The sequence below is a fragment of the Stenotrophomonas rhizophila genome, assembly GCF_003751305.1.
In the GTDB taxonomy this organism is placed as follows: Bacteria; Pseudomonadota; Gammaproteobacteria; order Xanthomonadales; family Xanthomonadaceae; genus Stenotrophomonas; species Stenotrophomonas rhizophila_B.
This window is the reverse complement of sequence record NZ_RJKV01000002.1, coordinates 773,347-794,828: the sequence shown is the minus strand read 5'-3', so window position 1 is coordinate 794,828 and position 21,482 is coordinate 773,347. Positions and strand designations below refer to the sequence as shown.

The 21,482-nt window shown below is 67.1% G+C and carries 17 protein-coding genes; 4 read left to right on the top strand and 13 right to left on the bottom strand.

What is annotated here, in order from left to right; genetic code table 11:
- Positions 1-44: 44 nt before the first annotated feature.
- The 7 genes from EDF74_RS12070 to gap all read right to left on the bottom strand — a co-directional run bounded on the left by EDF74_RS12070 (position 45) and on the right by gap (position 10,065).
- Positions 45-1,049, bottom strand: coding sequence for a class I fructose-bisphosphate aldolase (locus tag EDF74_RS12070; RefSeq protein WP_123730338.1), 1,005 nt, complete (start codon positions 1,047-1,049; stop codon positions 45-47).
- Between the two features lie 152 nt (positions 1,050-1,201).
- Positions 1,202-2,668 carry a pyruvate kinase gene (gene pyk / locus EDF74_RS12065; RefSeq protein ID WP_123730337.1) on the bottom strand — a complete coding sequence of 489 codons (1,467 nt, stop codon included), beginning with the start codon at positions 2,666-2,668 and terminating at the stop codon, positions 1,202-1,204.
- Positions 2,669-2,881: 213 nt separating this feature from the next.
- Entirely contained in the window at positions 2,882-3,523 is a 642-nt protein-coding gene (locus EDF74_RS12060) for an HAD-IA family hydrolase (RefSeq protein ID WP_123730336.1), read from the bottom strand.
- Positions 3,520-4,695: a phosphoglycerate kinase gene (locus tag EDF74_RS12055; protein ID WP_123730335.1), complete on the bottom strand. Its 1,176-nt coding sequence runs from the start codon at positions 4,693-4,695 to the stop codon at positions 3,520-3,522. The genes EDF74_RS12060 and EDF74_RS12055 overlap by 4 nt, the downstream gene beginning before the upstream one ends.
- Before the next feature lie 148 nt (positions 4,696-4,843).
- Complete coding sequence (locus tag EDF74_RS12050; protein WP_260232252.1) at positions 4,844-6,220, bottom strand: DUF3999 domain-containing protein; 1,377 nt, start codon at positions 6,218-6,220, stop codon at positions 4,844-4,846.
- Positions 6,220-8,886, bottom strand: a complete 2,667-nt coding sequence (locus tag EDF74_RS12045; RefSeq protein WP_123730333.1) for a DUF2339 domain-containing protein — start codon at positions 8,884-8,886, stop codon at positions 6,220-6,222. The genes EDF74_RS12050 and EDF74_RS12045 overlap by 1 nt, the downstream gene beginning before the upstream one ends.
- Before the next feature lie 177 nt (positions 8,887-9,063).
- Positions 9,064-10,065, bottom strand: coding sequence for a type I glyceraldehyde-3-phosphate dehydrogenase (gene gap / locus EDF74_RS12040; RefSeq protein ID WP_019183902.1), 1,002 nt, complete (start codon positions 10,063-10,065; stop codon positions 9,064-9,066).
- A 200-nt stretch (positions 10,066-10,265) separates the two neighbouring features.
- On the opposite strand from gap, the gene EDF74_RS12035 reads away from it, so the two are divergent.
- The gene (locus tag EDF74_RS12035) at positions 10,266-10,895 is read left to right on the top strand and encodes an OmpW/AlkL family protein (RefSeq protein ID WP_123730332.1); all 630 of its coding nucleotides are present in this window, start codon (positions 10,266-10,268) and stop codon (positions 10,893-10,895) included.
- Positions 10,896-11,005: 110 nt separating this feature from the next.
- Here EDF74_RS12035 and EDF74_RS12030 read toward each other — a convergent pair whose 3' ends face one another.
- A complete protein-coding gene (locus EDF74_RS12030) occupies positions 11,006-11,707 on the bottom strand; it encodes an aspartate/glutamate racemase family protein (RefSeq protein WP_123730331.1) in 702 nt (233 codons plus the stop codon).
- Positions 11,708-11,828: 121 nt separating this feature from the next.
- On the opposite strand from EDF74_RS12030, the gene EDF74_RS12025 reads away from it, so the two are divergent.
- Positions 11,829-12,644: a S1/P1 nuclease gene (locus tag EDF74_RS12025; RefSeq protein ID WP_123730330.1), complete on the top strand. Its 816-nt coding sequence runs from the start codon at positions 11,829-11,831 to the stop codon at positions 12,642-12,644.
- 10 nt (positions 12,645-12,654) lie between these two features.
- Positions 12,655-13,467 carry an MBL fold metallo-hydrolase gene (locus tag EDF74_RS12020; protein WP_123730329.1) on the top strand — a complete coding sequence of 271 codons (813 nt, stop codon included), beginning with the start codon at positions 12,655-12,657 and terminating at the stop codon, positions 13,465-13,467.
- A gap of 33 nt (positions 13,468-13,500) precedes the next feature.
- On the opposite strand, the gene EDF74_RS12015 is transcribed toward EDF74_RS12020, so the two are convergent.
- From EDF74_RS12015 to EDF74_RS12005, 3 genes are read right to left on the bottom strand one after another with little or no spacing between them, the layout of a single operon-like run.
- The gene (locus tag EDF74_RS12015) at positions 13,501-14,073 is read right to left on the bottom strand and encodes a hypothetical protein (RefSeq protein WP_123730328.1); all 573 of its coding nucleotides are present in this window, start codon (positions 14,071-14,073) and stop codon (positions 13,501-13,503) included.
- The gene (locus EDF74_RS12010) at positions 14,070-15,281 is read right to left on the bottom strand and encodes a M56 family metallopeptidase (protein ID WP_123730327.1); all 1,212 of its coding nucleotides are present in this window, start codon (positions 15,279-15,281) and stop codon (positions 14,070-14,072) included. The genes EDF74_RS12015 and EDF74_RS12010 overlap by 4 nt, the downstream gene beginning before the upstream one ends.
- Positions 15,274-15,639: a BlaI/MecI/CopY family transcriptional regulator gene (locus EDF74_RS12005; protein WP_123730326.1), complete on the bottom strand. Its 366-nt coding sequence runs from the start codon at positions 15,637-15,639 to the stop codon at positions 15,274-15,276. The genes EDF74_RS12010 and EDF74_RS12005 overlap by 8 nt, the downstream gene beginning before the upstream one ends.
- Positions 15,640-15,874: 235 nt before the next feature.
- Here EDF74_RS12005 and EDF74_RS12000 point away from each other — a divergent pair, with 235 nt between their 5' ends.
- Complete coding sequence (locus EDF74_RS12000; protein WP_123730325.1) at positions 15,875-17,827, top strand: acetyl-CoA hydrolase/transferase C-terminal domain-containing protein; 1,953 nt, start codon at positions 15,875-15,877, stop codon at positions 17,825-17,827.
- Positions 17,828-17,961: 134 nt separating this feature from the next.
- Here the strand turns inward: EDF74_RS12000 and tkt are convergent, their stop codons facing one another.
- Together tkt and EDF74_RS11990 are read right to left on the bottom strand one after the other, a co-directional pair.
- Positions 17,962-19,971 (bottom strand): transketolase, encoded by a 2,010-nt coding sequence (gene tkt / locus EDF74_RS11995; RefSeq protein WP_123730324.1) that lies wholly within the window; start codon positions 19,969-19,971, stop codon positions 17,962-17,964.
- A 151-nt stretch (positions 19,972-20,122) separates the two neighbouring features.
- On the bottom strand, positions 20,123-21,466 hold the full coding sequence (locus tag EDF74_RS11990; RefSeq protein ID WP_123730323.1) for a dicarboxylate/amino acid:cation symporter: 1,344 nt from the start codon (positions 21,464-21,466) through the stop codon (positions 20,123-20,125).
- Positions 21,467-21,482 lie beyond the last annotated feature (16 nt).

Sequence of the window (21,482 nt, the reverse complement as noted above, 5' to 3'; positions counted from 1 at the left end):
CCGGCACAAGGCCGGCGTTTTCGTTGACGGTGGTCAGGCGTGAATCAGCCGTTCCACTTGCCCAGGGCGGCCTGGCCGTTTTCCTTGGCGCGATCAAACACGGTCTGCTGTGCCTTGGCGATGTTGGCCTTGGTGTCCTTGGCCCACAGCTTCAGCGCAGCCTGCTGCATGGCGCGGCCGTAGGAGAAGCTCAGCGGCCACGGCAGGTTGCCCATCTGGTTCATGGCGTTCAGATGCGCGGTGGACTGCTCATCGCTCTGGCCACCGGACAGGAACACCACGCCCGGCAGGATCGCCGGCACGGTGCTCTTGAGGCACATCACGGTCGACTCGGCCACTTCCTCGACGTCGGCCTGCTCTTCGCAGCCCTTGCCGGAGATGACCATCGAGGCCTTCAGGATGGTGCCTTCCAGCAGCACGTTCTGCTGGTACAGCGCGTCGAACAGCGAACGCAGGGTGGCTTCGGTGACTTCGTAGCAGGTCTCGATGTCGTGGTCGCCGTCCATGATCACTTCCGGCTCGACCATCGGCACCAGGCCGCATTCCTGGCACAGCGCCGCATAACGGGCCAGCGCGTGGGCGTTGGACTCGATGCAGGTGCCCGACGGGATGCTTTCACCGATGTTGATGACCGCACGCCACTTGGCGAAGCGCGCACCCAGCTTGTAGTACTCCTGCAGGCGCTCGCGCAGGCCATCCAGGCCTTCGGTGACCAGCTCGCCCGGGCAGCCGGCCAGGGCATGGGCACCCTTGTCGACCTTGATGCCCGGAATGATGCCCTGGGCCGCCATGTACTTGGCGAACGGGACGCCATCCTTGGTGGACTGACGGATGGTCTCGTCATACAGGATCGCGCCGGAGATGTGCTCGTTCAGCTTGGGCGTGGTGAGCAGCAGTTCGCGGTAGGCGCGACGGTTCTCCTCGGTGTTCTCCAGGCCGACGCTGGCGAAGCGCTTGCCGATGGTGCCGGTGGATTCGTCGATCGCGATGATGCCCTTGCCCGGGGCGACCATGGCCTGTGCGGTTTCAGCCAGCTGTTCGATGCTCATGTACTTCCTGTGGCGGGTGCGGGAAAACGCCAATTATAGACCCCGCCTCCCGTGAACTGGCCGTCCACGAAATCTGGAAACGATTCCATCTGAAACGACGAACCCGCGCGGCCGTGAGGCCACGCGGGTCCGGGTCTTTCGAGGTGGGTCGGTTAGAGTTCGCCGAGACCGCTCGCACGGCCGTCTTCGCCCACTTCCAGCAGGCGCAGCGTGTTGGTGGCACCATGGGTTTCCATGTGCTCACCGCTGGTGAAGACGACGCGGTCGCCGCTCTGCAGCTGGTTCGCTTCGAACAGCAGGCGGATGCTGCCGCGCGCGGCTTCGCGCGGGGTCAGGCCGCGGCTGTCGAAGTTGATCGGGAACACATCGCGCATCAGCGCCATCTGGCGGCGGGCGCCGTCATGGCGGGTCACCGCGAACACCGGTGCCGAGGCACGGAAGCGCGACAGGTAACGCGCGGTGCCACCGGATTCGGTCATCGCCACGATCGCGCGCACGCCCACGTGCTGGGACAGGAACATGGTGGCCATGGCGATCGCCTGATCGGCACGTTCCAGGTTGCGCGGCGAGGCGCCGAAATCGGTCTCGGTCTGGAACTGGCGTTCGGCACCGAGGCAGATGCGCGCCATCGCTTCGACCGCCTTGACCGGGTACATGCCCGCGGCGGTTTCGGCCGACAGCATCACCGCATCGGTACCGTCGATGACCGAGTTGGCCACGTCCAGTACTTCGGCGCGGGTCGGGATCGGGCTTTCGACCATCGACTGCAGCATCTGGGTAGCGGTGATCACCACCTTGTTCTGCGCCAGCGAGGCCTTGATGATCTTCTTCTGCAGGCCCGGCAGTTCGGCATCGCCGATTTCCACGCCCAGATCGCCACGCGCGACCATGACCACGTCACTGGCGTCGACGATCTCTTCGAGGTTCTCGATCGCTTCGGTGCGCTCGATCTTGGAGACCAGCGCGGCGTAGCAGCCGTGCGACTCGGCGATCTCGCGCGCGTCGTTCATGTCCTGCGCGTTGCGGCAGAACGAAACGGCGATGAAATCCACGCCGATCTTGGCCACGATGCCGATCAGTTCTTTGTCGCGCTCGGTCAGCGCGCCCAGCGACAGGCCACCGCCCTGCTTGTTCAGGCCCTTGCGGTCGGACAGCACGCCATCGTTGAGCACCGTGTTGATGATGCGTTCGCCCTGCACTTCGATCACCTGCAGTTGCATCAGGCCATCGTCGAGCAGCAGCACGTCACCGGCGACCACGTCCTGCGGCAGGCCAAGGTAGCTCACGCCGACCTGGGTGGTGTCGCCCGGCGGCGGGGTGGCCGAGGCAACCAGGTCGAAGCGGTCGCCCGCCTTGAGCTTGATCTTGCCTTCGGCGAAACGCTCGATACGGATCTTCGGGCCCGGCAGATCGGCCAGGATGCCCACTTCCACGCCCACGCGGGCGGCGGCGGCACGTACATCGGCGGCGCGCTTGGCCTGCCCGGACGGGTCACCGTGGCTGAAGTTGAGGCGAACCACGTTCACGCCGGCGCGGAAGAGATCCTCCAGCACGCCCGGCGGGTCGGTTGCCGGTCCGAGGGTGGCAAGGATCTTGGTGCGACGCTGACGCTCAATCATGGTTAATGGGCTCCCGTTAAAGGAGTGAAATTAGCACACCCGTCACGTCCCATGAATACGATTACACCGCTGGCACGCTTGGGTTTCGCTGTTGTCCTGCAGACAGCCCGAGACGACCGGGCGGACAGTCGTTTGACCGCCCGGCGGCCAGCGCCAATCGCGGCGGGGCTTTGCGCAGGACATGCGGCGGCGTACGGATCGCCGCCGCGACCCTCAATCGATCAGGGTGAGCAGGTCGTCCGGTGCCTGCGCGAGATGCGCCGCCCCGGCGGCCGTGAGCTCTTCGGCACCGCCGAAGCCCCACAGCACGCCGATATTGCGCAGACCATGATGGCGGGCGCCTTCGATATCCATGCGCCGGTCGCCGATCATCCAGCACTGCGCCGGGGTCAGCGACAGCCGGTGCAGGGCCTCGGCGACCAGCTGCGGCTTCTCGCTGCGGCTGCCATCCGGGGTGGCCCCGATCACGTCCTCGAAGCAGTCGCCGAACGGCAGGTGCTCGACGATGCGACGCGCGTGCGGCTCGTTCTTGGCAGTGACGATCGCCAGCCGATGGCCGCGTTCCTTCAAGGCCTGCACGACCTGGCCGATCCGCGGGTAGACCTCGTGCTCGCGCCAGCCGACCACGTCGAAGCGCTCGCGGTAATACGTCACCGCCTGTTCGACCTGGGCCGGATCGTTGAACAACGGCGCGAAGCTGGTGCGCAGCGACGGCCCGATCCAGCGCCGCAGGTCCGCCTGCGGCGGAACCGGCAGGCCCATCTGGGTGAGCGCATGCGCCACGCACCCGGTGATCCCGACGGCCGAATCGATCAGCGTGCCGTCGAGATCGAAGAAAAGCACATCGCGGCTCACGAGCCGCGGGCCTCCAGCGCGGCGACGGCCGGCAGGGTCTTGCCTTCCAGGAACTCCAGGAACGCACCGCCACCGGTGGAGATGTAGCTCACCTCGCCCGCGATGTCGTACTTGTCGACCGCGGCCAGGGTGTCGCCACCACCGGCGATCGAGAACGCCGGTGAGGCCGCGATGGCACGGGCCAGCGCCTCGGTGCCATGGCTGAAGGCCTCGAACTCGAACACGCCGACCGGGCCGTTCCAGACCACGGTGCCGGCCTTGGCGATCAGGCCAGCGTAGTGCTGGGCCGTATCCGGGCCGATATCCAGGATCAGGTCATCCTCGGCCACGTCGGCGACGGCCTTCACCGTGGCATCGGCGTCCGGCAGGAACTGCTTGGCCACGACCACGTCGGTCGGCAGCGGGATGTCGGCGCCACGCGCCTTGGCATCGGCCACGATCTTTTTCGCGGTGTCCAGCAGGTCCGGCTCATACAGCGACTTGCCGACCGAGTAACCGGCGGCCGCGATGAAGGTGTTGGCGATGCCACCGCCGACGATCAGTTGGTCGACCTTGCCGACCAGGCTGGAGAGCAGTTCGAGCTTGGTGCTGACCTTGCTGCCGGCCACGATCGCCAGCAGCGGCTGGGCCGGGGCGAGCAGCGCCTTGGCCAGCGCGTCCAGTTCGGCCATCAGCAGCGGACCGCCAGCGGCGACCGGAGCGAAGCGGATCACGCCGTGGGTGGAGGCCTGCGCGCGGTGCGCGGTGCCGAAGGCATCCATGACGAACACATCGCACAGCGCGGCGTACTTCTTCGCCAGCGCTTCATCGTCCTTGCCTTCGCCGACATTCATGCGGCAGTTTTCCAGCAGCACGATGGAACCCGGTGCGACGTCCACGCCATCGACCCAATCACGCACCAGCGGCACCTCGACACCCAGCAGCTGCGACAGGCGCAGCGCCACCGGGGCCAGCGATTCGGCCTCGCTCCACACGCCTTCCTTCGGACGCCCCAGGTGCGAGGTCACCATCACGGCGGCGCCCTTCTCCAGCGCCAGCTTCAGCGTCGGCAGCGACGCGGTGATGCGCTGCTCGGAGGTGATCTGGCCGTTGTCGATCGGCACGTTCAGATCCTGGCGGATCAGCACGCGCTTGCCGGAGAGATCGAGGTCGGTCATGCGAACGATGGACATAAGCAACTCTTTGGCTCTGAAGAAGGAAGGGCGCCCTGCGGCGCAGACGATCATTGTCCCGGCTGCGCGGGTGCATCGCAAATCCATAACAGGGACGGAGGTAGTTAAGCGGGTGCTACTTAACAGGGACGGAGGTAGTTAAGCGCGCTTAACTACCTCCGTCCCTGGGCGGCTGGCGCAGCAGGCTCACCGCAAAGCCGCCGACGATCAGTACGCCGATCACCAGCAGCGCCCACAGCAGCCACTGTTTCCAGTCGCGCTGCGGGGCCACTGCGGCATCGCCGGCGAGGAGTTCCGGTGCGCCCTGCACGGTGGCCTGCGCCGGTTGCCACTGCGCGCCATGCTGCTCGCGCAACTGCGCGATCACCGTCGCCACTGGCGCCTCCTGGCGTTCGGCACGGAGGCTGCCGGCGGCCACCGCAAACGGCGGCTCGCCCTGGCTGAGGAAGACCAGCGCTTCGGGCTGATAGCCAAGCTTGAGTGTTGGCGCCGGCATCGACTGCGGCTGGCTGGCCACCAGCTTCCAGTAACGGTCACGCGTGCTGCGTGCCAGCGGCTGGGTCTGCGATTGGCGACGGTCGGCGGCGTCCTGCAGCTGATAGGCCACCCACGGGCCGGCGCGCACCTGCCACGGTTGATCGGCATCATCGCGGCTCAACAGCGTCCACTGCACCACGCTGTTGTCGGCGGTGGCGATATCGGCCTGCGCGATCGGGAAGCGCCCGTCCAGCTGATACTCGAATTCGCCGGGCTTGCCGGCGGTACCGGTCAGCGACTGCCAGCGCCACGCGATCGCCTGCGCGGCCGGCGCCAGCTCGGCCTGCACCGTGGACAGCGCCGGCAAGGCATCGGCGCCGATCGGCAGGATGCGGAAGTACTTGGCCTGGCGCGCGATCTCGATGCGGCGCTGCTGCAGACGGCGACCTTCGTACTGCAGGTCCACCAGCGGCACGTCGTCGGCGATGCGCAGCCAATCGCGCAGATCGTTGCTCATCTCCACGCGAACGCGCGCCTGCAGCGGCGACTGTGTCTGCCAGTCCAGGCGCAGCGCCTGCACGCCGGTCTTCAGCGCGCTGGCATCAATCAACCAGCCGGCCGGTTGCCCGGCCGCGCCACCGCGCCCCAGCCGCGCTTCCACCCGGCGCACGCTGCCGTCGGTATTGCGCTCTGTCAGCAGCTGCAGATCATCGCCGGAGGTGCCGGCCATCGGTGGCAATGGGAACCAGGACAGCGTCTGCCATTGCGGGGCCTGGGCCAGTGGCTGGTCGGCGGCCAGCAGCGACGAGGGCAGTGCCTGGCCTTGTGCGTTGAACACCTGCACGTCGGCCAGGCGTGGCGACACCGCGGTGCGGTAGACGCCCTCGTCGAGCGTCAGCCGGTAGGCACCGGCCTGCGGCTGCGCGAGCTGCAGCGGCCACTGCTGGCGATAGGCCTGGCGGTCATCGGTGACCTGGGCCTGGGCCTGGGCTTGCGCCAGCGCCGGAAGCGCCAGCGCGGTGAGGAGGATCAGGGGGCGAAAGGTCATCAAGTCTGCGGCTCCACGGCGGGGTCCGGCGCGCGCGGCGGCGCCGGTGCCAGATAGCCCACGACCGTGCACAGCAGGCCGTAAGCGATGAAAGAAGAAATGCCCAGCAGGTTGCCCAGGTGCTGGCGGTCGATCAGCACCAGCTTGGCCAGCACCACGCCCATCAGCACCGCACCGACCAGCCACAGCGCGCGTTGCCCGCGGCGCGAGCCCCACACCCAGCTGATCACGCCGAGCACGCTCCACACCACGGTCAAGCTGGTCTGGGCCAGAGTCGAGGACCACAAGCGCTCGTTCCACGGCACCCCACCCCAGTGATGCACGGCGTGCAGGGTGATGCTGGTCAGGGCGACGAAGCCGGCAATCGCCAGCAGCGGTATGCGCACCGCACGCAGGCCATCCGGCGCCTGCGCGGACCACAGCCAGCGCGCGGCGAGCACCAGTACGGCGAGCTGCGCCAGTTCCACCGGGTTGAGCAGCGGCAGCCACGGCAGCGGTGCAGCGCCGGCCGGGACCAGCAACAGGCCCGCCCAGCTCACGCCAAGCACCGCGAACAACGTGCCCTGCAGCGGCGTGCGCATCGGATCGAAACGCTCGCCAAGCGGCACGGTCAGCCAGCGCCAGCGCAGCAGCGCCACTGCGGTGACGAGCAGCCACGGCAGCAGCATCAGGGCCAGGCCCCAGCCCTGTGCCAGCGCGAAACGGTCGGCCAGCCACAGGCAGGCCAGCGACACCACGGACGGCCACAGCAACCACCACAGGAACTGCGCCGCCAGCGACGTACGGTCGTCGCCAGCGCGCAGACACCACAGGCTGCGCACGCCCAGCAGCGCGAACACTGCCCAGGCCAGTGCGCCATAACCGGCGAACGGCTGGTCATGCACGTCCGCCTGCCACAGCGCCAGCGGGAACGCGGCCAGCACCATCGCCAGCGTGGTGAGCACCAGTGCGCGTGCCGGCCAGCGCCGATGCATCTCGGCGGCCAGCCACCCGGTGACGGCCGCAGCGATCAGCAGCGCATCGGGTTCGCTGCGGTGCGCGACGAACCGCAGAATCTCGTGGGTGACACTGCCCAGCCACCACAGCAGGCCCCACAGGTAATAGACGATGGCCGGCGCATCGCGCTGCGCACGGCGATAGCTGAAGGCCGCGGCAAAACCGGCCAGCGCCAGCAGCAGGCCGCTCATGAAGGTCGGGTTGGCAATGGCCGTGGCGTCCAGATGCCAGTAGTCCGCGCCGACCACGAAGCCGAACGCGGCCCCCAGCGTCAGCAACGCACCGGTGATCTGCGGCAGCCAGCGCTGCAGGCGCAGCCCGAGCCAGGCCAAGGCAGCCCCTTCCAGCGCGAACACGCTGGCGGTGGCCCGTGCAGACAGCGCCAGCGGCACCGCCAGCGTCGCAAAGCCCACCGCGAGTACCGCATGCGACTGCCCCAGCGCGGCATAGCGCTCGCGCTTGATCAGCGCCCACGCCAACCCCGCATACAACGCGGCTAATGCCAGCGAGCACAACGCCAGCAGCAGGCGGTCGTCATGCAGCAGGCCTGCCTGCAGCGAGAACGCGATCAGCGGCGTGCCGAACACCAGGCTGCCATCGATCAGGTCGCGCTTCTCCGCGCTTTGCCGACGCGCATAGAGGATGGGAATCAGCAGGTAGAAGGCGAAGAACAGCAGCAGGAACGGCTCGGTACTGGCGAACTTGTCCGCGCTGTACTGGAGCACGCCCCAGGCCGTACCAATGCCGAAGGTGAACGCGAAACCGAGCAGGTTCAGTGCGCGCCACGGGCGCCACCAGGCAATCGCCAGGATCGCCGCATTGAGCACCGCGTAATACGAGAACAGCGCGACATGGTTGCCGCTGCCGGTGGACAGCCAGATCGGCGCCATGAAGCCGGCCAGAATGCCGAGCACGGCCAGCGTGCGCGAGTTCTGCACCACCGCCAGCACACCCATGCCAGCGACCAGCAGCACGCTGAGCGCGAACGCCGGTGCGGCGGGAATCAGGTCGTAGCGTTTGAACGCGGCGAAGATGGTCAGCAGCAGGATGCCGATCGCACCGCCCTGCAGCGCCAGCGCGAACAGGCGCCGGGTATCGCGCTGCACCCAGCCGAACACCAGCCCGGCCAGCGCCGCCAGCGCGATGGCGGCCAGGCGCAGCTCGATCGGTGCGTTCAACCAGCCCTGGTCGCTGGCGTACTTGAGCAGCGCGGCGACGCCGGCCAGCAGCACCAGCATGCCGATCTTGACCGGCACGTTGCCCTCGGTGAACCACTGTTTGAGGGTGCCGATAATGCGCTCGCCGATGCCGGGGCCTGGTGGTTCAACCGGCGCCACCGGCGGCGCGGGCCGGGGCGGCAGCGGGGGCGGCATCATGGCTGCCGCTGCGGGGGCAGCGACCGCGTCCGGGGTCTGGACGGGCGTCTCGACCGCTGGCCGCATGGCGAAGTCCAGCGGCGCGGCCACGGTGTCCACGGATTCAATATCCGTCCACCGCAGCGGCCTTTCCGGTTCGCTTGGCGCCGGCGCGGCGTCCCAGGCAGACCCGGCCGCGCGGTGTTCCAGCGCGGCCACGCGACGGCGCAGGCCCGCGATCATCACCAGCGCCACGATCAGCAGCAGCGGGATCGCCAGCAGTACCAGCACCAGCAGGACAATCAGAGCTTCCATTCCAGGTCATCCTCAAGAGGTCGCCCCGGCTGCACCCGGCAGGCGCAGTGCCGGGGCACGCGAGCCATGCTAATGGATCGGCGGCACACGCGGGATCAAGGCCTGGCGCCCCCCCCTGAAACGACAGACCCCGGCACGGGGCCGGGGTCTGTGGAATGACGCAAGGGCAGCGCTGGCTTACGCAGCGACGACCTTGACCATTTCCAAGCACTTGTTGGAATAGCCCCATTCGTTGTCGTACCACGACACCAGCTTGACGAAGGTGCCATCCAGCGCGATGCCGGCATCGGCGTCGAACACCGAGGTGTGGGTTTCGCCGCGGAAGTCGGTCGCCACGACCTTGTCTTCGGTGTAGCCCAGGATGCCCTTCAGCGCGCCTTCGCTCTGTGCCTTCACTTCAGCGCAGATCTCGGCGTAGGTGGCTTCCTTCTCCAGCTCGACGGTCAGATCGACCACCGACACGTCCGAGGTCGGCACGCGGAAGCTCATGCCGGTCAGCTTCTTGTTCAATTCCGGGATCACCACGCCGACGGCCTTGGCCGCACCGGTGGACGACGGAATGATGTTTTCCAGGATGCCACGGCCACCACGCCAGTCCTTGTTGGACGGGCCATCGACGGTCTTCTGGGTGGCGGTCGCGGCGTGCACGGTGGTCATCAGGCCACGCTTGATGCCCCACTTGTCGTTGATGACCTTGGCCAGCGGGGCCAGGCAGTTGGTGGTGCACGACGCGTTGGAGACGATCGCCTGGCCGGCGTAGGTCTTGTCGTTCACGCCGAACACGAACATCGGGGTGTCGTCCTTCGACGGCGCCGACAGGATCACCTTCTTGGCGCCCGCATCGATGTGCTTCTGCGCGGTTTCCTTGGTCAGGAACAGGCCGGTGGATTCGATCACGACGTCCACGCCGACTTCGTCCCACTTCAGGTTGGCCGGATCGCGTTCCTGGGTCAGGCGGATCTTCTTGCCGTTGACCAGCAGGTCGTTGCCGGAGACCTCCACGTCGGCCTTGAAGCGGCCATGCACGGAGTCGTACTTCAGCATGTACGCCAGGTAGTCCGGCTCCAGCAGATCGTTGATGGCGACGATTTCGATGTCATTGCCGAAGTTCAGCACGGCCGAGCGCAGCACGTTGCGCCCGATGCGACCGAAACCGTTGATGCCAACCTTGATTGCCATGTTCACAAGCTCCTGCAGCCGCGACGGTGCGGCGCCGATGGAAAGGGGCGTTCATTCTAGCAGGGCCGGAACCGGCCCGGCCCGAGGCAGACGAATGGGAACCGGTTACAACGGTAAATACCCGGATTGATCCGGATCAAGGCGCGCAGGCGCATGGACAGGAAAACTGGCGCCATTCCAACCCGCCACGAGACCGTCTCATGCGCAAGACCTCCCCCCTCCTGCTCTCCAGCCTGGCCGCCGCCCTGGCGCTGGCCGCCGCCCCCGCCATGGCCCAGTCCAAGGGTGACTGGACGATCGGTGCCGGCGTGCACCAGGTTGCCCCGAAGTCCAACAACGGCTCGCTGGCCGGCGGCACGCTGAAGGTCGACGTCGACAACGACATCAAGCCGACCATCACCGGTGAGTACTTCATTGCCGACAACCTGGGCATCGAGCTCCTGGCCGCGCTGCCGTTCAAGCACGACATCAACATCGCCGGCCTGGGCAACGTGGGCAGCACCAAGCATCTGCCGCCGGTGGTGTCGCTGCAGTATCACTTCAACAGCAAGGGCAAGGTCTCCCCGTTCCTGGGCGCCGGCATCAACTACACCACGTTCTTCAGCGAGAAGACCGGCGGCGCGTTGGCTGGCAGCAAGCTGAAGATGGAAGACTCCTGGGGCCTGGCCGCCCATGCTGGTCTGGATGTCGCGATCAACGACAAGGGCTCGCTGCGCGTGGATGTACGCTGGATGGACATCGACAGCAAGGTCAAGCTCGACGGCGAGAAGATCGGCACCGTCAACATCGACCCGCTCGCTTACGGCGTGTCGTACGTGTTCAAGTTCTGATCGGCGGATCAGAACCCAACAAGGCAACACCCTCGCAGCAAGACAGTTTCCCCGGCTTCGGCCGGGGTTTTTTTCGTTCTTCTTCCAGCTGCGGGGCGTGACGTTCGCGGTTACCCTGCAGAGAGCAGATGCCGCCCCGCCGCCTGCGCATGCAGCGTGGTCGTATCGAACACCGGGACCGTTGCATCCTGCGCGCCGACCAGCAGCATGATCTCCGTGCACCCCAGGATGATGCCCTGTGCACCGCGGTCCACCAGTCGCTGCATCACCGCCCGGTAGGTCTCGCGCGATGCCGGCAGCACCTGCCCCTGCACCAGCTCGTCATAGATGATCCGGTGCACCGCCGCGCGGTCATCGGCCTCGGGAACCAGCACCTCCAGGCCGTGCGCCTGCGCGAGCCGCCCCGTGTAGAAATCCTGCTCCATGGTGAACGCGGTGCCCAGCAACCCCACCCGTTGCAGCCCGGCGGCCTTGATCGCCTCGGCCGTGGGATCGGCGATGTGCAGCAGCGGAATCGCGATACCCGCCTGCACCGCGTCGGCCATGCGGTGCATCGTGTTGGTGCAGATCACGATGGCCGTCGCACCCGCGCCCTGCAGGCGCTGGGCCGCATCGATCATCCGCTGGGTGGCGGTGTCCCAGTCGCCTGCATGCTGAAGTGCCTCGATCTCGGCGAAATCGAACGACCACAGCAGGATCCGGCCCGAGTGCAGGCCGCCCAAGGTGTCGCGCACCTGCGCGTTGATCAGGCGGTAATAGTGGGCCGAGCTTTCCCAGCTCATGCCGCCGATCAGGCCAACGATGTGGGCCATGGGGTGATGCCTCCATTCGCCCGGCAATGGGCACCCGACGAGCCTAGCCCAAGCTGACTGGCGCCGCAGCCGGCCAGATCCCGGCAAGCCCGCGCGCGGCCGGCCCGCTAGAATGCCGCGGATGAAAATGCCTTCCCTGCTCCCGGCCACCGCCCTCGCGCTGGCCCTCACCTTCGTTTCCACCGATGCCCTGGCCTGGGGCGCACAGGGTCACCGCCTGGTGGCGCGGATCGCCGAAACCCGGCTGACCCCGCAGACCCAAGCCGAGGTTGACCGTCTGCTCGCTGCCGAGCCGGACCCGACACTGCACGCCATCGCCCCTTGGGCCGATCAGCTGCGCGCCAAGGATCCGGACCTGGGCAAGCGCTCGGCCGGCTGGCACTACGTCAACATCGGCGAGGACGATTGCCACTATGAAGTGCGCAAGCACTGCAAAAACGGCAACTGCGTGGTCGAGGCGCTGAAGGTGCAGACCGCGATTCTGGGCGACCGCAGCAAGTCCGATGCAGAGCGCGCGCAGGCGCTGAAGTTCGTCGTGCATTTCGCCGGTGACATCCACCAGCCGATGCATGCCGGCTACGGCCACGACAAGGGCGGCAACGATTTCCAGGTGCAGTTCAACAACCGCGGTACCAACCTGCACTCGCTGTGGGACAGCGGCATGCTGAACGAGCAGACGCTGGACGACGACCAGTACCTCAAGCGCCTGCTCGCCCTGCCCAAGCCCGCATTCGGCAAGCGCTCCAACATCACTGTCGACGCCGTGCAGTGGGCCGAAGCGAGCTGCCGGATCGCCATTGCACCTGGCGTTTACCCAGACAAGCGTACGCTGGGCCCCAGCTATGCGGCGACCTACCGCCCGGTCGCCGAGCGCGAGCTGCGCGTGGCCGGTGAACGCTTGGCCGTGCTGCTCAACGACACCCTGGGCAAACGCTGAGGTCAGCACCATGTCACTGCACGTCGCCAGTTTCTTCCACCCGGACAGCCACACCTTCAGCTACGTGGTGCATGACCCGGCGACGTTGCAGGCGGCGGTGATCGACCCCGTGCTGGATTACGACCCGGACACCGATGCACTCGGTGCCGGGCCACTGCAGCCGCTGCTTGCCCATGTGCGCGAGCACGGGCTGCAGGTGCGCTGGCTGCTGGACACCCACGCCCACGCCGATCACATCAGCGCCGGGCGCTGGCTGAAATCCCAGTGGTCGGACGCGACGCTGGCGATGGGCCAGGGCATCGTGCAGGTGCAGCGCACCTTCGCGCCACGCTATGCGCTGGATGTACCGACCGATGGCTCGCAGTTCGACCATCTGTTCACCGATGGCGAGCGCTTCACCCTCGGTGATATCGACGCCGAAGTGATCGCAGTGCCGGGGCACACCAGCGACAGCGTCGCCTATCGCATCGGCGATGCGCTGTTCACCGGCGATTCGTTGTTCATGCCCGACGGCGGCACCGCCCGCTGCGACTTTCCGGGCGGTGATGCGGGACAACTGTACCGCTCGATCCAACGGATGCTGGCATTACCCGATGCGACCCGTGTGTTCATCTGCCATGACTACGGTCCGGGCGGTCGCGAGGTCGCCAATCAGTCCACCATCGGCGAGCAACGCGCGCACAACATCCACCTGCATGACGGCGTCAGCGAAGCCGAGTTCGTTGCTACCCGGCAGGCACGTGATGCCACGCTGGCCGAACCAAAGCTGATGGACGCTTCGGTGAAGGCGAACATCCAGGGCGGCGCGCTTCGCGGCGGATAGGGATCCCGCCGCGTGGTGAGGCATCGCGTCCGGCTACTTCGCCCGCGTCCCGCTGCGCACGGTCGCCTTGCCTTTCACGATTTCGAAGGTGAAGGCATACAGCAGGCTGACCGGGACAGGTTCGATGCGCGCGGCATCCTTGCAATCGCCCCGGTTCGCTGGAACCTTACCCTCCGCGAAGTGACACACCGCTGCGGGTACGTACTGCCAGACCGCCACCGCATCCTGCGCTGACTGCAGCAACGGCGCATTCTCAGGGGCATTGCCAGCGGCGCATTCGTCACGGTCCTGCACCGCCAGACTTCGCTCCACGCGGCCCTGGGCATCGATGACCAACTGCAGACACACCGTCGTGGGCGCAAGCTCACTGCGCGGATCGCGATCGCCAAGCACCGGGTCCGGGCCGGCATTGAGCTGCGGCATCCGGTAGCCTTCGGCGGCCTTCAGCTGGTAGCTCGCCGTCTGCGCAGTACCCGTGCCGCTGGCCGGATCCAGGCGCTGATGCCCGACATTCTCTGCCCGCGTGTCCACTGACGTAAGCGTCTCATGGGTGGCACAGCCAGCCATCAACAGCGCTGCCAGTGCGGGGACGCAAGGCTGCCTCATGGCGCTGGCACCTCGTCATCCATGGCAAAGGTGACCGGAACCTTCAACGCCGATGCCACGGCCTTGCCATTCCTGATCGCCGGCTCGAAGGTCCATTGCTTCGCCGCAGCGACCGTCGCCTCATCGAACACACCCGCCGGAGTCGCCTCCAGCACGCGTACGTTGGTCGCCTTGCCTTCGGCATCGATGTCCACCCGCACCACGACCTTGCCGACGATGCTCTGCTCGAAGGCGATCTTCGGGTATGACGGCGGCGGCATCTTGTGGGCGATGGCATTGCGATCGGCCAGCTCTGCGCCCTGGCCGATCCCGCTGGCGGGGACGCCGCCGCTGCCCTGACTCGCCCACGCCACCGTGCACAGCCCCACGCACAGCCCGACCACCAGCACCTGCCCGGTCAACCACGGCAACGCCTTCGGCTTGTGTTCCTTCAACATGGCAATCCGCTCCTTCAACATCGGTTGGCTGCGCCAGTGGCAGGCCATCGGGGCAACCGGGTGGACCAACTGCGCCTTGAGCAGCGCGTTGGCGTAAAGCCGGCGCAGCGCCGGATGCGGGTCGACCGTGCGCGCGTCGCAGGCCAGTTCCTGATCCCGCACGAACCGGCGCGCCGCCCACGGCAGCAACGGGTGGAACCAGAACACGCAGCGCAGCGCGGCCAGCGCGGCGTTTGCCCAGGGATCGCCATGACGGCGGTGGCTGTGTTCATGGCGCAGGATCAGGTCCTGCTCGGCGGGGCTGAACCGCTGCTCGAAGTCGGGGCCGACCACGATCCGCGGCCGCCACAGGCCAACCAGCGCCGGCAGGCCCGGGTCGCCACTGGCTTGCCAGCTGCCGTCCGTGCGCGGCTGCAGCGTGCCCAGGGCCTGCGCGAAGCGGCGCTGCGCGCGCCAGCTGACGCAGGCCATCGCCACCGCGCCCAGCAACCACACCGCCAACAGCAGCAGCGCCCACTGCGAGGCATCGGTGGGCACGGCAGGCGTGCGCAGGGCCGAGGCCATGACCATCACCGGCGCCGTTTCGCTGATCGGCAGCTGCGGCAGTGGCAGGCACGGGGCGATCAGCATCAGCGGCAACAGCCACCAGCTGCGATACGCCAGGGCGGCGCCCCCCAAATGCAGCAGCACAGGCCGTGCGGCGGCCACCACGAGCGCCGCGACCGCCAGCCACACGCTGGCCTGCAGCAGTCCATCGAGCAGGTCAGTCATGGTCCAGCGCCTGGATGAGTTGCTTCAGTTCGGCGATGTCCCGCGCGCTGAGCTCGCCGCGCTGGCTGAAATGCGCCACCAGCGGCGCCACGCGACCATCGAAGACCCGGCCCAGGAAGCCTTCGCTCTGCTCGGCCACCCAGGCCTGGCGCTGCAGCTCCGGCGAATACAGATAGCGCCGCCCGTCCCGGCTGGCGCTGATCGCGCCCTTGGTCAGCAGCCGGTTGAGCAGCGTCTTGATGGTGGGCTCGGCCCAGTCCCGGCTGGCCAGCGCGGCGACCACCTCGTCGGCACCCAGTGGATGGCTGCGCCACAGCACCTCCATCACCACGGCTTCGGCTTCACTGATCTGACTCATCATTTACACCCGTAATCGACAACTCGATTACGCCCGTAATCAGCGTGTGTGTCAACCCTTCGACAGCCGGTTCATGCAGCCGCTGCCAGCATCGGTCCATGCTCCACGACACGCTCGATGAGGCACGGCCGAACGGTCGCGCGACGCCGGGACTGCCGCGCGCCGTGCCCGCGTCGCCGTCTGTTCAAACCCGAAATGCTGTAATGGCCCGCATGATTTCGCAGGATAGCGCCGCATGACCGAACACCTGACCGACCTGGACGCCGCCGTCGACTGGCTGCTGCAGCGGGTCGATGGCCCCCTGCGCATTGGCGCCCCGCTCGCCCTGGGCAAGCCGCACCGGCTGCTCAACGCGCTGTACGCCCGTGTGGAAAACGACGCCTCGCGACCGCTGCAGGTGTACACCGCACTGTCGCTGAACCCGCCGCGCGGCGGTGCCGGGCTGGAAGCGCGCTTCATGAAGCCGTTCGCCGAACGTCATTTCGGTGAGGAGTTCCCGCGCCTGGCCTACGCCGATGCGATGGTGCGCGACCAGCTGCCGGCGCATGTGCAGGTGGAAGAGTTCTACATGCAGTCCGGCGCATTGTTGAATTCCTCGCAGGCCCAGCGCAGCTACACCAGCCTCAACTACACGCACGCCGCCGATGCGGTGGCCCAGCGCGCGCCGCATGCGATCGTGCAGAAAGTGGCGATGCGCGCGAATGATCGGCGCCTGTCGCTGTCGTGCAACAACGACATCACCCAGGACACGCTGGATGCGATGGTCGCCCGCGGGCTGCCCCGGCCGTTGATGATCGCCGAGATCGATCCGCAGCTGCCGTATCTGGCCGGCTCGGCCACGGTGGATGTGTCGTTCTTCGATCTGGTGATCACCCCGCCGGGGCCCTACCCGGCGCTGTTCGGACTGCCCCGCCAGCCAGTCAGCGATGCCGATTACGCGATCGGCCTGTACGCCAGCACGCTGGTGCGCGATGGCGGCACGCTGCAGATCGGCATCGGCACGCTGGCCGATGCGCTCAGCCATGCGCTGGTGCTGCGGCATACCGACAATGCGCGTTACCGCCAGATTCTGCAGGCGCTGGATCCCGGCCTGGCCAGCCACCCCACCGTGCTGGAATGCGGTGGCCTGGAGCCATTCGAGATCGGTCTGTACGGCTGCAGCGAAATGCTCAACGAAGGCTTCCGCCGGCTGGTCCAGACCGGGGTGATCCGGCGCAAGGTGCATGACGATCTGGCGTTGTTGCAGCGGATCGAGAACGGCACCGCCTGGACCACCGACTACGCCACGCTCGAGGCCGAGGGCGAATACCTGCACGGCGCGTTCTATCTGGGCTCGCCGGAGTTCTACCAGTGGCTGCGCGATCTGCCTGATGAGGAACGCAGCGCGATCGGCATGCGCCGCATCAGTGAGATCAACCAGCTCTACGGCGGCGATGAAACGCTGGAGCGGATGCAGCGCCGCGATGCACGCTTTTTCAACTCCTGCATGATGGCCACCGCGCTCGGCGCGGCCGTTTCCGATGCGCTGGAAGACGGCCGCGTGGTCTCCGGCGTGGGCGGCCAGTACAACTTCGTGGCGATGGCGCATGCCCTGCCGGGCGCCCGCAGTGCGCTGATCTTCCGCGCCACCCGCGAGGACAAGGGCGTACTGCACTCCAACGTGCGCTGGAACTACGGACACACCACGATTCCGCGGCATCTGCGCGACCTCTACATCAACGAGTACGGCATCGCCGACCTGCGCAACATGACCGACGAGGACTGCGTGATCGCCATGGCTGCGATCACCGACGCGCAGTTCCAGGCCGCGTTGCTGGACAAGGCGAAGGCGTCGAAGAAACTGGCGACTGGTTTCACTGCGGCCGGTGATGGGCAGCGCAACACGGCCGCCGCCGTCAGTGCCGCACTGGCACCGTTCCGCCAGTCTGGACTGCTGCCGGACTACCCACTGGGCAGTGATTTCACCGAGGTCGAGCAGCATCTCGTCAAAGCATTGGGCTGGCTCAAACAGAACACCCAGACGCCGATGGCCAAGCTGCGCACGGTGCTGTCCGCCGTCGCCCAACCCGCCGGTGATGGCGATCAGGCCTATCTGCAGCGGATGGGGCTGGAGGCGCCGAAGACGATGGGCGAACGCATCGAGGCGCGGTTGCTGCGGCTGGGGTTGGCGCGCACCGCAGCCGGGTGATGTAGATCCACGCCATGCGTGGATCTACCCTCGATCAAGGATGGCGTGGTGTTTGCCCTTCGTACAAACGAAAAGGCCGGGGAATCTCCCCGGCCTTTCGCGTTGCAGCTACCGGGCAGCGCCCGGCGCCACCATCAGTTCGCCAGCTGCGCCTTGGCCGCAGCCACGACGTGCTCGGCAGTGATGCCGAAGTGCTTGTACAGCGCCTCCGCCGGGGCCGACGCACCGAAGGTGTCGATACCCACCACCGCACCGTCCAGGCCCACGTACTGGCGCCAGAAACCGGTGACGCCGGCTTCCACGGCCACGCGGTTGCGCACGGCGTTGGGCAGCACGGACTCACGGTACGCCGCGTCCTGACGCTCGAAGACGTCGGTCGACGGCATCGACACCACGCGGGTCTTGATGCCGGCGGCATCCAGTTCCGCCTTGGCGGTCACGGCCAGGCCGACTTCCGAACCGGTGCCGATCAGGATCACGTCCGGCACGCCGCCTTCCGCATCGGCCAGCACATACCCACCGCGCGCGATCTGGGCGACCTGCTCGGTGCTGCGCGGCTGGTGCGGCAGGTTCTGACGGCTGAAGACCAGGCAGCTCGGGCCATCCTTGCGGGTGATCGCGGCCTTCCAGCTGACCGCCGATTCGACCGCATCGCACGGGCGCCACACATCGTTGTTCGGGATGTAGCGCAGCGAGGCCAGATGCTCCACCGGCTGGTGGGTCGGGCCGTCTTCGCCCAGGCCGATCGAATCGTGCGTGTACACGTGGATCGCGTGGGCCGGGATCAGCGCGCTCATGCGCACGCCGTTGCGGGCGTAATCGCTGAACACCAGGAAGGTGGCGTCGAACGGAATGAACCCGCCATGCAGGGCCAGGCCGTTGGCGATGGCGGTCATGCCGAACTCGCGCACGCCGTAGTACACGTAGTTGGCGTTCGGGTCATCGGTCGCGACCGACTTGCTGGCCTTCCACAGGGTCAGGTTGGAGTGCGCCAGATCGGCCGAACCGCCCACCAGTTCCGGCAGCAGCGGCGCGAACGCTTCGATCGCCAGCTGCGAGGCCTTGCGCGAGGCGATGGTCTGGCCATCGGCCTGGACCTGGGCGATGTAGGCATCGGCCTTGGCGATGAAATCGGCCGGCAGCTCGCCGTGCGAACGACGGATCAGCTCATCGGCCTCGGCCGGGAACTGCGCGGCGTACTTGTCGAACTGCTGTTCCCACTCGGCCTGGCGCAGGGTGCCGGTGCCGCCGGCACGCCAGCCGGCGTAGATCTCTTCGGGAATCTCGAACGGGCCATACGGCCAGCCCAGCTGCTTGCGGGTCGCTTCCAGCTCATCCTTGCCCAGCGGGGCGCCGTGGCTGGATTCCTTGCCGGCCTTGTTCGGCGAACCGAAGCCGATGGTGGTGCGGCAGCAGATCAGGGTCGGCTTGTCGAACTGCGACAACGCGCTGTCGATGGCGGACTTGATGCTGTCCGGATCGTGGCCATCGACGCCGCGCACCACGTTCCAGCCATAGGCTTCGAAACGCTCGGGGGTGTTGTCGGTGAACCAGCCATCGGTGTTGCCGTCGATGGAGATGTGGTTGTCGTCCCAGAAGCAGACCAGCTTGGACAGGCCCCAGGTGCCGGCCAGCGAGGCGGCTTCATGCGAGATGCCTTCCATCAGGCAGCCATCGCCCAGGAACACCCAGGTGCGGTGGTCGACGATCTCGTGTTCCGGGCGGTTGTAGCGCTGTGCCAGCAGCTTCTCGGCCAGGGCGAAGCCCACGGCGTTGGCCAGACCCTGACCGAGCGGACCGGTGGTGGTTTCCACGCCGGGGGTTTCATGGTGTTCCGGGTGGCCGGCGGTCTTGCTGCCCAGCTGGCGGAACTGCTTGAGCTGCTCGATCGGCAGGTCGTAGCCGCTCAGGTGCAGCAGCGCGTACTGCAGCATCGAGCCGTGGCCGTTGGACAGCACGAAGCGGTCGCGGTTGAACCACTTGGGATTCTTGGGGTTGTGACGGAGGTAGTCGTTCCAGAGCACTTCGGCGATGTCGGCCATGCCCATCGGCATGCCGGGATGACCGGACTTGGCGGTTTCGACCGCATCAGCGGCAAGGAAGCGGATGGCATTGGCCAACTGGCGGCGGGTAGGCTGCGTCATGGTTCTGTCGGAATCGGGAGGCGGCCGCGAACGTGCGGGCGGCCCATTGTCCCACAGCTGATCGGCCGGGTCAGGCCAAAGACAGGCCCGGCCCTTAACGACGACGCCCCGCACAAGGCGGGGCGTCGGGAACCACCAGACCTGCGCAGGCTCAGTCGCGCGGAGCCGGCGCGGGTGCCGGGGCCACCGCGGCCACGACCGGGCCGTCGTCCACCTCGCCCTTGGCTACCAGGGTGGTGAGGGCCAGATCCCCGGTGACGTTCAGCGCGGTACGGCACATGTCCAGGAAGTGGTTCACGCCCAGGATCAGGCCGATGCCCAGCGGGTTCACGCCGACCATGGCGCAGATCATCGCCACCACCGGCAGCGAGCCGGAGGGCACGCCGGCGGTGCCGATGCCGCCCAGGATGCAGACCGCCATCACCATGATCTGCTGGCCGATGCTCAGGTCCACCCCGAAGAACTGCGCCAGGAAGATCACCGTCACGCCCTCGAACAGCGCCGTGCCGTTCTGGTTGGCGGTGGCGCCCACGGTCAGCACGAAGCGCGAGACTTTCTGCGGCAGGCCCATCTGGTCGGCCACGCGCAGCGCGGTCGGCAGGGTGGCGTTGCTGGAGGCAGTGGAGAAGGCCATCACGGTGGCCTCCTGGGTATCGCGGAAGAACGCCAGCGGCGAGCGGCCGGACAGCCACACGGCCACGCCGTAGGTCACCACCATGTGCAGGCCCAGCGCCAGCACCACCACGCCCACGTACGCGCCCAGGCGGATGATCAGCTCGAAGCCGAACAACGCGGCCAGGTTGAACATGAAGCAGGCCACCGCGTACGGGGCCAGGCGGATGACCAGGTTGATCAGGGTCATCGAGACTTCGAAGATGCCTTCGATGGCACGACGCAGCGGGGCCACCTTCTCTTCGGGCGAGAGCACCATGCCGATGCCGAACATCAGTGCGAAGAACATCAGCGACAGGATCGCGCTGTTGCTGGAGGCCGCCTCGACCACGTTGCCCGGCACGATCGACAGCAGCATGTCCATGCCCTTCGGCGTGCCATGGATACCGGCGACGATCTCCTTGCTGCGCTCTGCATTCTCGGCCAGCATCTGCGCGGCCACGACCGGGTCCACGCCCACGCCGGGCTTGAGCACATTGACCAGCACCAGACCGATGCCCACGGCGATGCCCGACAGCACGATGGTGTAGGCCAGCGTCTTCCAGCCGATGCGGCCGAGGGCGCGGATGTCGCCCATCTCCGACACGCCCATGATCAGCGCCGAGAAGATCAGCGGCACGATGAGCATGAAGATCAGATTGAGGAACAGGCCCGACGCCGGGCTGGTGATGTAGTCCATCACCCACTTGGCCACGCCGCTCAGGCCGTCAACGGTGCCGCCGAGGGCATGCACGGTCAGCCCGAGGACCAGGCCGATGATGAAGCCAATGCCCATTTTCCAGTGCAAAGGCAGTTTCTGCCGGGTCGTTGCGGCCTCAGTCATGGAGCGGCGTTCCTCG